Here is a 14,627-nt window from a genome sequence, read left to right on the forward strand (position 1 = left end):
CATCTTTATTTTCCTCTGCGGGCAGATAGCAGTCGCTCCATCACATCGTCCTGTGGGTTTAAACCAGAATACTCTGTAGCACAATTCTCTTTAACGATTTGATAAATCTCCATCCACAATCTGTTTGTCTGACTCATAAAGTTCTGACTCATAGCTACATAAGGACTTTGAATAGCATTGCCGGTAGTTGGATGCTTGGCAAGAAAGCCAAACTCAGTTACCGCCTCCTCACACTGTATCCATCTGGCCGCACTCATGGCATATCGTTCTAGAAGCTGTGGGAGCACCAAATGGGCACAGCCTCGCTCCTCAAGCCATTTCCAAGTAATTTCATAAATCTCGCTGGCTACTAGGGTTTTCCCGTCCTTTTGCACCGCCGAGAGCATGGCCCTTGGCTTTGGCATTTCCTGCCCCTTTAAATCAGCGGTATTTTGGAAGTCGATAATTTCTAGCTTTCTCTTACCTGGATTACCCTGTGCAATTTTATCAGCAAGTGGTTTCTTTTTTTGACCAGAGCCTATACGGGCACCGCCACGATTTGTTCCATCTTTGGCCATTCACTCACCTCTTTTCGTTGATGGGTCTATTACCCTGTTTGAAACCGCGAATTTTCACGCGTTACCCCACGCCCGTTACACAAATGAAAAGCTGTGGAGATTTGACTCCCCCTACCGGGTTCCCCAACGGTCTCCATCTCTTGCTGTGATAGCAGAGTGGCAAGGAGTACAAAGAGCCATCAGATTACTTCTATCGTGAGTCCCTCCTCTTGCAAGAGGAAGAATGTGATGTACCTCGGTTGCTGAGGTCAGCTTTCCTTGCCGTTTACACTCCTCGCAAAGAGGATGAGCCGCAATGTAGCGGTCACGTATTCTCTTCCATGCACGACCATATCGCTTACGAGTTACTGGATCGCGGTCATACTTTTCATACCGTGCAGCTTCCTTTTTAGCATGTTCTTCACAAAAACGTCTGTCAGTCAGCTCTGGACAACCAGGGTAAGAGCATGGTCGCTTAGGTTTCCTTGGCATACTACACCTCCTTTTGCCCATAGAAAAAGCCCTCGCAGGAGAAATGCTCCCGTGAAGGCTTCTGTTTGCTAATATTCCATACTACCATTATATAACTTTCACTACGGACAAACAGTGTCATCGTATGCCAACCTGTGCCAAAGTGTGCCAACTTTTATTTAGGCACCTTTAAATGCTGCAAGGCTGATGAGTGAAGTCTATGCACAGTTCTCATAGAAACATTAAGGTTGACACAGATTTCTTCCCAGTTAAGAAAGTTAATGTAGCGGTAGCGAAGAAGCAGCTTTTCATCCACGTTTTCCATCTGGTTAATCGCTTCACGAATATCTGACTTAAGCTTTATTAAACGTTCCACCTCTTGTTGTATCTGCTTCTCCAAATCTACTATTCTAATCACGTATTTTTCAAAAGGTGGATCAGTACTTTTTGTTTTACTGACTTTTTCCTCAAGAACAGGAGATGAAACACTTCTTGAGAGTTCCCTTAGATTTTGCAACTCCTCAAGATCGGAATTAATCAGCTCATTTAAGCGATAAGCTTGTTTCAAGAATTCCTTTGCCGTCATCGCACCACCTCCTCATGTAGCTTTTTAATTAGCATATCAGGATCGAGGGATGTCAGGGTAGTGAAATACCCGGAATGAAAGAAACGCTCAATCTCACGTTTCGTATATCTAGCAGAATCATTGCGAGGGTATTTTGCTAGTCTTTTCAGAGCAAAACGATAATCTTTGACTGCCTGTAGAATAATGGCATTTGCCAGTTTTTCAAATGCATCCATCATACAACACCCCTCGCTTTCCCCAGATTTGCTTTGACAGCGTTAATAAGATCGGACTGTGTCTTTTCCTTTCGTTTCAAGGCTCTCATCACATCTTCATCAATCGTGCCTTTTGTAACAATGTGATGGATAACCACCGTTTCATTTTGTCCTTGTCTCCAAAGTCTTGCATTTGTTTGCTGATAGAGTTCTAGACTCCAGGTAAGACCAAACCAAATAAGTGTTGAACCACCACTTTGTAAATTGAGACCGTGTCCTGCTGATGCAGGATGGATAACCGCCACAGAAATATCACCGTTGTTCCAGTCCTTGATATCCTTGGATGTTTTAATTTCTCTAACATTAAATCTTGCTTTAATACGCTCTAAATCGTGATTATACCAATATGCAATAAGAACAGGTTTGCCGTTTGCACCTTCGATTAAATCTTCAAGAGCATCCAGCTTGCGGTCATGGATAATATGAGTATTTTTATCATCATCATAGACAGCACCGTTTGCCATTTGAAGGAGTTTGCCCGAAAGGACTGCTGCATTCATGGCATCAATCTCCTCATTGGCAAGCTCAAGAACCATCTCTTCACGAAAGTGATCGTATACTGATTGTTCTTTATCATTTAGATACACCGACACTTCATTTATCACGCATTCTGGCATTTTTAGAAAATCAACCGACTTCATTGAAATGGTAATATCTGAAATTAGCCGATATATGGCATCTTCTGCCCCAGGTAACGGTTTATATGAAAATACAATCTGCTGATTACGTTTATCTGGAGTAAAGAAGGAATTGCGGTAGTGAGTTATGTATCTGCCGAGTCTTTTACCCATGTCGAGAATACGAAACTCTGCCCACAAATCCATTAACCCGTTACTGGATGGAGTACCTGTAAGACCCACGATACGTTTCGCCCTAGGTCTGACTTTTAGTAAACTCTTAAATCTTTTTGCTCCATAAGACTTAAAAGATGACAATTCATCAATGACCACCATGTCATAATCAAAAGGAATGCCACTTTTGTTTACTAACCAGTCAACATTTTCTCTGTTTATAAGATAGACACTTGCTGGTTTCCTAAGAGCTGCTAACCGCTCCTGTTCTCTTCCAATAGCCACTGAATACTCCAGTCCTTTTAAATGCTCCCATTTGTTTATCTCAGCTGGCCAAGTATCCCTTGCTACCCTTAGAGGGGCAATGACCAGAACCTTTCCAATTTCAAAACTATCAAGACATAAATCAAATATAGCAGTTAAAGTGATTACGCTTTTGCCAAGACCCATCTCTAAAAACACCGCTGCTATGGGATGCTCAAGTATGAAATTCGTAGCATATGTTTGATATTTATGAGGATTGTATTTCATAGAGTATCCCTCCAATCTGCTCAACATCATCAATGACATAGCAGGTAAAGCCTAATTTTTGTAATTGCTTTATTCTTCTAATCTGTAGTGGACGAGGTTTCTTTCTGGGAGCCTTTAATTCCACAAATGCCATCTTTCCAAGTGGTAAAAGCACTAGGCGGTCTGGCATCCCATCTAAACCTGGGCTAACAAACTTTGCTGCAATGCCACCCATCTTTTTTACCTCAGCCACCAGTTTCTTTTCGATATACTTTTCAAGCATAAATACCTCCCATATAAAAAGGCTCGGAACAAGAAAACAACTTTGACCCATTTTTCCTATACGCGCGCGTATGCGTGTATGCACAGGCTACACTTTCTTCTTTTTTACTATTTATAAATAAATAGGATACTTCTTGTTCCACTTGTTCCGAACCGTAGATTTTCCTTTTGATTACTAGCTTCGGGGAAAGAACCAGTATGAGAACAAGGTAAGGTACAACTAGCTTTGTTCCTCGGTTCGGGAATAAGCTCGTTGCTTTCCATAGATAGGGAAATTGATTGTTCCGTTCTTGTTCCCGGTGTACTTGTTCCACCCACTGATCTTTCTCATAATGGCACCGATGGCATAAGAATCAGATGTTCTCATTGAGGATGCATCTTTTCCAAAACATTCACACCAAATCTCCATATTGCAGACAAGTGTTCTTTTTACTGTTCCAACACGGGTGCCGCCGCCAAATTCGCTACCGCCGAGGAAATTTCTACGCTCGTATAAAGACATAGTGTCCCAATCATCCGGCAAAAGAGTATCCAGATAGGTACGAACCAATCCTTCTCGTTCATCTGTTTCCATGGCATCTGCCTGCTCACTAGTTGCCATGGATGCATCATCACCTTCAAGGTAGAGTTTTTCGCCCTTTTCATATAGCACTAGTGTCTCTGCCCAAATCTGCTGTACTTCCTCTTTAGTCATCTGCCAAGCTTTCTTTTTACCATTACCACTAATACGGACTGGCCAGAATCTTCGATTGCCAGTTATATCTCGAAGAAACCCGCTTTCTGCATTTGTAGAACCTACAATCACACATTGACGGGGATGGCTTTCCACATTGACTCCATAACTTGCCCGGTACTTATCATCTGCCCTCGAAATAAAAGACTTCACAATTTCCACATCCGTCTTACGCATACCGGCAAGCTCACCCAGTTCCAATAACCAATATCCCTGAAGTTTCTCAGCCCCAGATTTATCTTTCATGTCCGTAATGGTCAAGCTGTCTGAAAACCAATCTCCAGCGAGTTTTGCAAAGAAGGTTGACTTACCGATACCTTGAGGACCGTTTAAGATAAGGACACTATCAAACTTTGTGCCTGGTCTATAAATGCGGGCTACCGCTGCAACCATCGTTTTGCGGATGACTGCTTTTGTATAGGAATTATCTGTTGCACCGAAATAATCAATTAATAGATTATCTACTCGACTAATTCCATCCCATTTTGGCAGGGAGTCCAGATACTCCTTAACAGGATGGTAGGCTCGTTCAGCCGCTACCGCTAACACAGCATCCTTGGTCTTGGTAGGTGAATAGACTCCATATTTGCTGCTTAAATACACTTTAAGAAGTGCATTATCTGAATCATTCCAACCCACCTTGATCTGTTCCCATGGCAGACCACCTTTGGCATCAATACCATCACGGTGACAATTAAAAGCTATATGCTGTAATTCCTTGTCATGACGAATAATCAAAACGATGTTGTCTAGAGTGTCTTTTATTCGGCCTTGCTTATCCAATTCCAAAGCTGTCTGCCAATCCTCATCACTAAACTCCTCTTCAGCCTGTGCCTGTCTTTCCTTAGAAAACTCAGCTTTTACTCTTTCATCTTTTATAGCAAACTCGCACATTGCCACAAAAGATGGCATCTTACCAGGAGCTGTAGTGGTAGAAGCTTTATCATCTAAAGAACCGAATTTATGAATACGAATGAGATCAAAAGCATTGAGGAGTAATCCACTTGCTGGGTCTGTAGCATGGTGGCTGTATGCGAATTTATCATCATAGATAATCACACCGGCACTACTATCAGCTGGAATATAATCGTATCGCCCTTCCATAGTAGAAGGTGCATAAACTGCACCTAAGAATTTCTCAATTGCTTCACGAACGGAGTAGGCACGACAGAATGTTCCTACCACACCTTCCTTTAAAAGCGGGTCTGCTTGCTCTTTAAGACTGCGATTTATAACTTCAGACTGCCTGCTTGATACTGGCCATGTTGATGTATCCCGCCAGTTTTGATATTTTGAAAGATAAACATCAGGGTCAAGCAATTCTCCATCCTGCTCTTCATAGACGAATTCACCATTAGAGGAAGTGGATGGCCAATACATAAGGCGATGGGCTTCATAAGTCGTATCATCGAAAAGATCTATGCCGATTTCTTTTGCCACCATACGTCCAACGGCTGCGTATTCTTCTTCGCTGATTTCACGAGCAAGAGGAACGATTAGCCTAAGTCTTGGATTTTCCGGTGTGTGCTTATGGGTGGAATAAACACAGCATTTGAAATCAAAAAGCATACTGATTTGTTCCCAGATGTCCGGTCTACCGTAATCCATATCAAGGGTAAGCAAAGAACGGCATAAAACATTGCCCTTCTTTCGCCTTCCTCCTTTTAAATGCCCTCCAACAAAACCACCCACATCTTTGATATCATCTTGTTGACCTCTTTTTAATTTCCGATATTCTTCTACCGTTTCTGTAGTACGTTGGGTTGTCTTTACACGGGAACAAAAATCCTCCCAGGATATATCTTTGTTTTTCCATTTTCTATCCATCCGGCTATTGCCTACTGCAATTTTCATAAGCTATCAACCTCCTCATGCTCCGGACTAAAATACCTGACCATTTGTCTGCGTTTCTTGGCTACTTCAATCTCCCTTGCCATCCCGCTTGAGATGGTATTGCCTAGCACCCAAACCTCGGAGCATTTGCCCATAAGCACGATGTCCATAAATATGGCAAGTTCCCGTTCCTCTGGATTTTCATCATCCATAAACTGTGGAAACATAAGGTGGGGAGCAATCGGAATACAGTTTTGGTCTAATGCAAACCTGCAAAAACTGCGAGCCTTTTTAATGTTTCCTTCTACATCACCGGAATAGGGAGAACAAATATATACAAGTGGCTTAAAGGCAGATTTTTTCTCTGCCTTTTTCTTTCTTATTATGTTGGTCAGTGCCTCATGGGGAGTTGGGTCATGGTATCCTTCATGATTGAATTTATCAATTCCCATTACACACCCTCCATTTCTATCTGCGGCAAAATACCATCTGCCTTCAACAGTTCGTAAATGAAGAGTCTGCCTTTTTGAGTCCAATATGTATGGACTTTTGTATGCAGTTCACCGTTACTACCGATGTAGCTATGTGTCTTGGTACTGGTATAGCCTTTTTCTGCATACTTCTGATATAAAAGCCAGATACCACCTTGTTTAAATTGGATGCCCTTTTTATTAAGATAGCGGTTCATCCAAATAGCTGACTTGCCGTAATCTTTGGCAATTGCTGATGTAGAAATGAGGTCTTTGCAATTTAGAACTACATCATAATAGGAGACTTTCGGTTTCATTTCCGCAATCTGCTGATTCTGAACAGCAATCGTACCTTCAAGTAATTTATTTTGATTCCTTACTTGAGTTAGTTGTTGATTGGCAAACTGTAATGCCCTTGCCATGATCGCCTCAGGGGAATTCCATCGTCTTTCTATTTCAAGAAAGTACCCGCGGCATTGTTTTCCTTTTGGAGTACGCTGTATCATGCATAGCTCTTTTGCCATATCAATTGTTATTTGGTGGTCCACAGCGGGCCTTCCACCTGTACTTTCCGACAGAAATGTCGAAAAGTCCGTACCCTCCACAAATCCATACTCACACATTCTTGGAAACCATTTATCATAGGGTGTTTTCACTTCCAAAACTGCATGTAAATCACGGCCAAGTACTGTGGGGCGGTCTTTTTCATAATTGATTCTTACTAATTCGTCCATACGAATTACCTCCTGTAATATAGTCAGAGAGGAAACCCCTCTACCTAATAGCCACAGGAGGTAATGAATGTTGAGGATTTTGAAAAAATATATTTAATCTTTTTGATAGAACTGACACTCATAGCCATCAGCACTAAGTAACAGGCCATTTGCCCATGTTGGTGTCCTAGCCATTTGTTCACAAATAGTAGTAAGTGACATCCTCATATCCGCTTCGATTATAATTTCATCGTGTACATGAGCCACAATGGAACAATTCTTTAACGTCTGCATGGCATGGCACAAAATGTCACGGCTGATTGCCTGGACAATATTCTCTACAAATTTTGGTCCATAGCTTTCGATTCTTTCCCATTTCTTTGTCCCACCAACCCCTTCATAAGTAACTGACTCACCACCAAATACATTCTCTCCCATACGAGGTTTTACATAGGAAAGCCGCCTGCCGGAAGGAAGGACAATAAAGAGCATCCCACTTTGATATATAAATTTAATACCGTGTGTTTCTGTAGGATTTTTTTGCTTAACGCAGGTTTTTACAGCACGGTCAACATCCCACCATAGTTTTGTAATATTGGGATTGGATTGTCTCCAAGCCGTTACAAGAGGTTGAAGTTCCTCTTCTTCAATTCCCATCTCCAAGGCACCCATTGATTTCAGTGCTCCAACAGATCCACCGTAACCTAGGGCTAATTCGGCAATTTTTCCCTTCTGACGAAGATGTCCATTAACACCGTTTTTCTCCACAGGTACATTAAACATCTGAGATGCACTTGCACAGTAAATATCACCGCCATTTTGGAATACATCTATTCTCCATTTTTCTCCCGCAAGCCAGGCGATAACGCGAGCTTCAATCGCTGAAAAATCTGCAACTATAAACTTCATGCCTTCCTGTGGTATAAAAGCAGTTCGGATAAGTTCCGACAGTACCTCCGGGATAGAATCATAAAGTAAGGTAAGAGCATCAAAGTTTCCGCTACGAACTAAAGCACGAGCCTGTTCCAAATCGGGCATATGGTTTTGAGGGAGATTTTGCAGTTGAATAAGCCTACCCGAAAATCTGCCTGTTCTGTTGGCTCCATAAAACTGAAACATTCCTCTTGCACGACCATCTTTGCATACCGCATTCTCCATTGCCGTATATTTTTTTACTGACGATTTCGCAAGCTGCTGACGAAGTTCCAAAACGGTGCCTAGTGGTTCAGGTGCTGTCTTTAACATCTCAACAACTGCTTTTTTACCAAGACTATCTGTTTCCAATCCGTTATCAGCAAGCCATTCTTTCATTTGTTGTACAGAGTTTGGATTCTCCAAATTAGTTATATCCTGCATTAAAGCCATTAGCTTTTCCCGCGACTGTTCATCCATCTTGACGGCTTGTTTTACAAAAGCCATGTCAATAGAGATACCACGGTCATTTATTTTCTGGTCAAGATGATATTCTGACCATATATTCTCTGGAATCGGGAATTTAGATAGTCTCTGCTGTATTGACATCTCGGCTTCCACATCACGGAGGTTATATGCTTTAAACCGCTCCCATTTATCCATATCGTGTTTTGGCAGATTACGAACTCGTCCTCCGTTTGATTTAGTAGGGGAACATGGTGTACAGAAATATTTAATAAGGTCTTTGCCTTCCGTTAATTTTTGTTTTTCCAATCCTAAGACTGCACCGACACCTTCAAGAGAAAGCGGAAGTCCCATATAAGCCGACCATACCATTGAACATTTCCATGATGTAGGGTCAAGATAATCAGTAAGGTTAAGCCATTTTGATAGGCAAACACGCTCAAACATAGCATTAAAGGCCCATTTGGTAACGGAATTATCCATAAGAGCATTGATTATTTCTTTTGGGATTTTCTCTCCGCAGGCAAGATCAACCACCTGAACTGCACCGCCATCAACCGAATAACCAAACAATAGAATTTCAAAATCATCACTCTCGGCATAACGGTAGACTCCACATTTTTGAAGATTGGCACTACTAAATGTCTCAATATCAATAGATATAGAATTCATGTATTACACCCTTTCCAATGCAAACGAGGTGACAGAAGAACAACTTCCACCACCCCGTTTGTATTCATACTTTAGCTGTTATGCTAGGAAATCATCATCTTCAATTGTGGTGAAATCATCAGCCGCTGTGGTTCTGCTGCCTAAAGGCTCTCCGTCTCTAATCTTCTGGATGTTACCAAGTCCGCAGGCCACACCCTTGTTCCCATTAGAATTGAAAGCATAGAAATTAAGTGACACTCTTGCATAGCAACCGCTGTATACTTCGTTGCGATCCAGAATGGGCTTGACTGCTTTATCTACAATCTGAGGCGGAGTAGTACTGTTGGCATTTACGAAATAATGTCCTTTATAAGCCTCATCATCTCGTTCTACATCACCATCTCGAAGCGGCAGCTTGATAGCAGCCTTATTTGGTTTTTTACCGCCAAACTTTGCAATGCCCTCTTCAATAGCTGCATCAACTGCTGCATTGATGGCATTAATGGTTTCCTTATCCGATTTAGGAATCAATACCGATACACTATACTTTTCTGCCCCACCATTGATGGATACCGGTTCCCAGCCATGAAAGTAGCTGAGACGTGTGTTTACACCAGTAATAACCTTCGTTCTGTTTTTATTATTCATATTCACATTCCTCCGTTATTTCGTTAAATTCGTTTTTTGCGTTTGATACGTTCATAGCCGGACGCTTATCCGATAGCGGGACCAGAGTCGGCTTTCCCGGTGGCTTGTATATAAGATCACCTAGTATCTTCTCAAATTTTGATTTGCCCATCAGCCTTTCCATTTCCGTAAGAGTGATGAGACTCTGACGAAAGATATCTTTATAACCGTTTGCTTTGGCTACTTCAGCCACAGCATCTTCATCCTTGTATTTGCGGACAGATCTGCCCTCAACAACCTTAAAACCATGCCACTCTTTCCCATGATTAACAGCTGCATCGGTGGCATATGCAATGATTTCATTTGCCCATTTCGTAAGGTCGGACAGTTTAGATAGAACTTCCTCGATTTCAGAGTCCGTAAGTAGTGGAGGTAGTTTAAACTCCGATTGTGCCAATTTCAGTTTTTCCTCAGCCCTAGCACGGCATTTAACTGCCGCTCGGCAGAAAGTACACCACTCACCCGGAAGATATTCACCTTCACCGTCATAAGCTTTTTTTGCCTTTGGTTTTAGTTCTTTTTCTGCCCAAGCTTTTAAATCCTCTACCCGTATTGTCCATGTGCTGACATTCTCTCTGCGTGGCTGGAAAATGGTCATGGACACTTCCTCGATGTCGTACAAACTATCGTAAATTTCTAAAGCACCCAGTGCATACAGTTTCATCTGTGGATTGTCCACCGCATCCACCAATACTCCCATGCCATACTTGAAATCGATAATGTGAAGTTTCTTATCTGCAATAATGATGCAGTCACCGGTTCCAAATCCCTGTGGAACATAGCAGGAAAAATCAAGACGCTGTTCGATTAGTATTAAAGGGTCTGTGCAGCTCTGCTTTGCCAGCTCAAGCTGTTCCATTACAAATTCCACATAGGCATCACTGTGTTCTTCCATCGCATCGGAGTTATAAACTGAGACAGGACGCTTACTTCTCATGTGAAGTGCTTTTTTGAGTTTATGTTCGCAGAGAGCATGGGCGGCGGTGCCTTCAGCGGCTGCACTGGATTCGTTATTTACAAACTCCAGTTCCAATCGTGCAGACGGAAGGCAATTCAGCCACCTATGGGCGCCTGATGCGGAAAGAACTGCATGATCACTCATTCCCAAGTACCTCCGCATCTTTTAACATATCTGCATAATGTTTTGGGTCCACTTCGCTTAATTTAGAGCCACCGTATTTTTGGATTATTTCTCTTACTTGAGCAGTAAGACCGGCTTGACTCTTTTCAGCGAGTTTTGCTCTGACTTCCTCCAGAGTGATTTCCTTTTTATTTGGTTCAGGCTCTTTTACAGTTGTAGTCGGTTCTTTTGTTTCGACAGGTTCATTGTCCGCCATTACATCAGCAACCGCTTGTATGCTGTCTGCCAAAGAGCGCATATCGGAAACCACATCAAGGAGTAGCTTGATCTTGCTCATGGCTTATTCCTCCTTCCTTAATCTCACTGATGGCGAGTTCCTGTACGGTGTCACCCGGAACAAGGATGGTCAGTTTCTGCTTATCACCAAGTAAAAAGCGAAGGAAACGCTCCCTAATGGTGACGTTTCGACAGGAAACAATCCCGCCAGACTGTGGTTTTTTTGAAACACTGATTTTCAAGTTGTGCTTCATGTATTCACCTCTTTCCGAGAGCGTTTATGTATTGCCCTCTAACTATTAGCCGTGGCAAGAGGGGAAAGTTGAGGATTTGGGATAGATTTTTTTGAAATTCTTTTTAGCTGTATCTAAACGGTGGGAAATGGCACTTACACTTACTCCCTCACGTTCTGCATACTCTGTTACAGAAACACCATCTAGGAATATAGCAATCAGTAACTCTGCTTGTTTTTCCTTGAGTGTCTTGCGGATAATTTCACAGATATGCTCATACTCTTCTTTTTTCTCTCTAGCCATTTCATCTGAGTAGTCAGGGAAGTAGTCCATATGGTCTGTTTCATCAACCTCTTGGTCATCCTTGCGAAATGGTTTCTTTGGCATACCTCTGTGTCTGTCAAATTTATGCCAGTTATTGTACTCCGGCTTGTTGAAACGTTCGTCCATTATCTCCTGTGGAGAGCGCCGGGTCACAGTTTCTTTGTCCTCTGCAGAAGATAGCCTGTCCTCATAATCCGTCTCAATCATTAAGGTAAAGTCCTCGTCTGGTACCTCCAGATAGATTGATTTGTTTTCGTGCTGAATTCTAATTTTCATTTTGCATCCTTTCCGCCGGATTGCATTGGCGGCAAAGGATACAAAAATAGGCCTGTACCAGAAGTACACAGACCTTTTTATCCTGAAAATGAGCGCAATAAGGTAAGGTACTTCTATTGCACCGCAACAATCCTTACGGATTGGAGCGAAACAATATGTATCCTCTGCCCTTATTGCAAATCAGGCATTCGATATTTTTTTGTAGACGAGGAACGGTCTTAATCTAGCTACTTACGAAGGACCTTTCCTTCGTCTAATATTATTGTAAGGTAGAAATGGACAGCCTTGGCGGACACCTCATGCCCGGTAACTTCAGGCTTAAAATGATGCTTTTCTCCACATAAATACCTAAAAACAGCAATAAAAAAAGCCATACACAAACCCTTAAAAGGATTCATGTATGGCTCATGTGCCTAACAGCTAAAAAAAACGGACATCCCGTGTCCGCTTTTTCAAAAATATTTTGAAATTTTATAATGGATCTGCACCGTGTTCTTGTAAAAACGCCCTAATCTCATCCATCGATTTTGGATATAGGTGAGTCAGGGCAAAATTATACCAAATATGACTATCGTTATTGAAGTTTAACGAAAAGGGAGAATTGCGAATTATATGACTACTAATATTAGGTGGTAGATGAAGTCCAAGGCAAATTAAGATTATGGAATTGATAGATCCCGGTTCCTCACCATTAACGATTCGTATTATAGTACGTTCATTAATCAGTATTCGTTCAGCTAATTCTTTATAAGTTACATTTTTCCATTCACGCACTATTTTAAGAGAGCTTGTATAACTATTTGGCAGTTCATTATAGATCCGCGTTTCTTCAGCCAGTGTATCAGCTAGTATCTTTGCTTTCTTCTCTGGAGTCGCGTGTTCAAAACCGTTACAGTATTTTATGTCGAAATCAATATTTGATGTCTTATCTCGGTTGAGAAAACATTCAGTATAATATCTTTCCTTACATCCAGACTTGACTGATAAGTTAAAAACCAAACAGCATTCTTCCATATGGGTTCGTGCATAATCAGTAAGTACAGTCTGTCCAAATATATCCTGTGTTAAATATTTGGGATGATTTAAAACAAAGTGAGAATCTACATAAACATAACTTCCATCTCCAACTAAAGCTGCCATTTCAGGATTAGTTATGCTTTGGATGGCAGCATCCTCCGCACTTATAGAGAACGTTTGATTTCTTTCAAGTGCACCTTTCTTAAACCTATGAGGTTTGACGTAACGACCATCTATGTAAGTAAAAGTTCCAATTGCTTCCTCATACCCAGCATCAATCATTCGGATTTTTGCTGCGGTTCGAGAAACACAGAAAAACGTAGCCAAAGCGTCAATAACTGGTTCCATTACATCTATAAGTTCAGACGTTCCTAATTCCGTACGAAATTGCTTAATATACTTAAACGCTTGGGTTTTAAACATTGCAAGTGGCATTTGTATCTTTGGAGTGAGAGCATTTGCCTGCCATTCCATCCAATCAGTTGCATCTCTGCTATTGTCTTTTATGCCACCAACAACCTGACACTTGATTCGTGTTAGACTGTTGTTATAGAGCCGCTCCAATTCAAATGCTTTTCTATGCTGATCCCAATGAACACACTCATGGACAATGGTATTGTTTACCGATCCTAGATTACGTAGGAAGAACGCTTTTGGATCAACTATGATAGTTCTGGCATCTACATGGGTCTGTACCATTTCATCACTGTCCTCATCATAGAATACTGCATCACAATCATGAAAGTATAGCTGTCCAAAAACAGAGAAATCCTTTGTAATTTCTCTCATTTCCACTGTAAGACCCATTTTTTCTGCTAGTACTTGTGGTTCAATTGCCATTGGGGTTTTTAGTGCTTCTGGGTAATGTCTGCGAAGAAAGTCTGTAGCGACAGATTCAAGTTGCTCCTTATGAATGATAGGGACAAGAGAGTCCGACATAGGTTTGGGCTGCTTATTTTTACTGGTATACTCAGTTACACTAGAGATTGTAAAGTCATCTAAATTGCAAGCCAAATCTCCTGAACATGTCAGCATAAACCACTGCCTACAATTTTCCGATTCATCATAATGATAGTCTGACTCACGGACTTCTAATTCGGCTTCCACAACAACATCAAATTCTATTTTCATACCTGGTAAGTCATTAACAGATACAAACTTTACTTCTATATCTGATAATTCTATGCCACCAATATTTCGAACCCTGTATAGCCTTAAGTCTAAATCATCGTAGTTATCCGTGGTGTAACTTTGTATAGCAGCAAATATTTCATTATAGAACCTATCTGCCACATAGTCTTTAAAAGAACGATTACCCGCCACTATATTATCCCCCTCTCCAATCAATGTTAAAAAGATTTATTCTGCTTCTAAAATATCTCTCTTTTTATTAATCCCTTGGATAATATTGTAACATCGCAATAAAGAGCTTTCAATCGATTCTGCATGAAAATCTTGCTATCGCATGATTATTCATGCTTTAAGCATTGTTTTTTACATTTTGAGGTGATATACTTGAAAAAGGA

The 14,627-nt window shown here is 41.3% G+C and carries 16 protein-coding genes; all 16 read right to left on the bottom strand.

Annotated features, from left to right (window positions below; translation table 11 throughout):
- Window positions 1-5: 5 nt before the first annotated feature.
- The 16 genes from H2684_RS00520 to H2684_RS00595 all read right to left on the bottom strand — a co-directional run bounded on the left by H2684_RS00520 (window position 6) and on the right by H2684_RS00595 (window position 14,424).
- Window positions 6-557: a P27 family phage terminase small subunit gene (locus tag H2684_RS00520; RefSeq protein WP_024400905.1), complete on the bottom strand. Its 552-nt coding sequence runs from the start codon at window positions 555-557 to the stop codon at window positions 6-8.
- 111 nt (window positions 558-668) lie between these two features.
- Window positions 669-1,028 (bottom strand): HNH endonuclease signature motif containing protein, encoded by a 360-nt coding sequence (locus H2684_RS00525; RefSeq protein ID WP_182087411.1) that lies wholly within the window; start codon window positions 1,026-1,028, stop codon window positions 669-671.
- 154 nt (window positions 1,029-1,182) lie between these two features.
- Window positions 1,183-1,593 (bottom strand): DUF1492 domain-containing protein, encoded by a 411-nt coding sequence (locus H2684_RS00530; RefSeq protein WP_035150326.1) that lies wholly within the window; start codon window positions 1,591-1,593, stop codon window positions 1,183-1,185.
- Window positions 1,590-1,808 carry a hypothetical protein gene (locus H2684_RS00535; RefSeq protein ID WP_182087715.1) on the bottom strand — a complete coding sequence of 73 codons (219 nt, stop codon included), beginning with the start codon at window positions 1,806-1,808 and terminating at the stop codon, window positions 1,590-1,592. The genes H2684_RS00530 and H2684_RS00535 overlap by 4 nt, the downstream gene beginning before the upstream one ends.
- On the bottom strand, window positions 1,808-3,169 hold the full coding sequence (locus H2684_RS00540) for a DEAD/DEAH box helicase (RefSeq protein WP_240946221.1): 1,362 nt from the start codon (window positions 3,167-3,169) through the stop codon (window positions 1,808-1,810). Before H2684_RS00540 ends, H2684_RS00535 begins: the two co-directional genes overlap by 1 nt.
- A complete protein-coding gene (locus H2684_RS00545; protein WP_170102813.1) occupies window positions 3,150-3,431 on the bottom strand; it encodes a VRR-NUC domain-containing protein in 282 nt (93 codons plus the stop codon). The genes H2684_RS00540 and H2684_RS00545 overlap by 20 nt, the downstream gene beginning before the upstream one ends.
- A gap of 219 nt (window positions 3,432-3,650) precedes the next feature.
- The gene (locus tag H2684_RS00550; protein ID WP_182087412.1) at window positions 3,651-6,017 is read right to left on the bottom strand and encodes a virulence-associated E family protein; all 2,367 of its coding nucleotides are present in this window, start codon (window positions 6,015-6,017) and stop codon (window positions 3,651-3,653) included.
- Window positions 6,014-6,448, bottom strand: coding sequence for a DUF4406 domain-containing protein (locus tag H2684_RS00555; protein ID WP_182087413.1), 435 nt, complete (start codon window positions 6,446-6,448; stop codon window positions 6,014-6,016). Before H2684_RS00555 ends, H2684_RS00550 begins: the two co-directional genes overlap by 4 nt.
- Window positions 6,448-7,200: a phage antirepressor KilAC domain-containing protein gene (locus H2684_RS00560; protein ID WP_182087414.1), complete on the bottom strand. Its 753-nt coding sequence runs from the start codon at window positions 7,198-7,200 to the stop codon at window positions 6,448-6,450. Before H2684_RS00560 ends, H2684_RS00555 begins: the two co-directional genes overlap by 1 nt.
- 93 nt (window positions 7,201-7,293) lie before the next feature.
- Window positions 7,294-9,228, bottom strand: coding sequence for a DNA polymerase (locus H2684_RS00565; protein ID WP_182087415.1), 1,935 nt, complete (start codon window positions 9,226-9,228; stop codon window positions 7,294-7,296).
- Between the two features lie 78 nt (window positions 9,229-9,306).
- Complete coding sequence (locus H2684_RS00570) at window positions 9,307-9,855, bottom strand: DUF2815 family protein (protein WP_044036310.1); 549 nt, start codon at window positions 9,853-9,855, stop codon at window positions 9,307-9,309.
- The gene (locus H2684_RS00575) at window positions 9,848-10,996 is read right to left on the bottom strand and encodes a DUF2800 domain-containing protein (RefSeq protein WP_092561590.1); all 1,149 of its coding nucleotides are present in this window, start codon (window positions 10,994-10,996) and stop codon (window positions 9,848-9,850) included. Before H2684_RS00575 ends, H2684_RS00570 begins: the two co-directional genes overlap by 8 nt.
- Window positions 10,989-11,312 carry an rRNA biogenesis protein rrp5 gene (locus H2684_RS00580; protein ID WP_182087416.1) on the bottom strand — a complete coding sequence of 108 codons (324 nt, stop codon included), beginning with the start codon at window positions 11,310-11,312 and terminating at the stop codon, window positions 10,989-10,991. Before H2684_RS00580 ends, H2684_RS00575 begins: the two co-directional genes overlap by 8 nt.
- Window positions 11,287-11,505, bottom strand: coding sequence for a hypothetical protein (locus H2684_RS00585; RefSeq protein ID WP_067424292.1), 219 nt, complete (start codon window positions 11,503-11,505; stop codon window positions 11,287-11,289). Before H2684_RS00585 ends, H2684_RS00580 begins: the two co-directional genes overlap by 26 nt.
- A 45-nt stretch (window positions 11,506-11,550) precedes the next feature.
- Complete coding sequence (locus H2684_RS00590) at window positions 11,551-12,084, bottom strand: ECF-type sigma factor (RefSeq protein ID WP_243159236.1); 534 nt, start codon at window positions 12,082-12,084, stop codon at window positions 11,551-11,553.
- 471 nt (window positions 12,085-12,555) lie between these two features.
- On the bottom strand, window positions 12,556-14,424 hold the full coding sequence (locus H2684_RS00595; protein ID WP_182087417.1) for a helix-turn-helix transcriptional regulator: 1,869 nt from the start codon (window positions 14,422-14,424) through the stop codon (window positions 12,556-12,558).
- Window positions 14,425-14,627: the final 203 nt, after the last annotated feature.

This window comes from Clostridium sp. cel8, from assembly GCF_014050525.1.
In the GTDB taxonomy this organism is placed as follows: Bacteria; Bacillota; Clostridia; order Clostridiales; family Clostridiaceae; genus Clostridium_B.